This window comes from Stutzerimonas stutzeri (genome assembly GCF_000935215.1).
In the GTDB taxonomy this organism is placed as follows: Bacteria; Pseudomonadota; Gammaproteobacteria; order Pseudomonadales; family Pseudomonadaceae; genus Stutzerimonas.
Map to the genome: position 1 here is coordinate 1 of NZ_JXXD01000383.1, position 289 is coordinate 289.

At 63.3% G+C, this 289-nt stretch carries 1 pseudogene; it reads right to left on the minus strand.

The features are described 5' to 3' along the window. Positions 1-289, minus strand: a pseudogene (locus LO50_RS24985) (hypothetical protein); the annotation flags it as partial.

The window sequence follows — 289 nt, forward strand, 5'->3', positions numbered from 1 at the left end:
GTGAAGGACGAGGACCAGGTTTGACCGCCATCGGTGCTGTACTCGACGGTCGCACCGGTCTCGGTTCCGCCAACGCTTAGCGCGCCATTGTTGGTAATGCCATCAGTGCCGCTGACGCCAGTGTCGGCCTGCAGCGAAACGGTCGGCGCAGCGACCTGAGTGTCGAGCACGAAACTGACGGTGGTCGCACCCGACGTATTACCAGCCACGTCGGTCTGACGGACGGAAACGGTGTTGCTGCCCTCGACCGGGGTGAAGGACGAGGACCAGGTTTGACCGCCATCGGTGC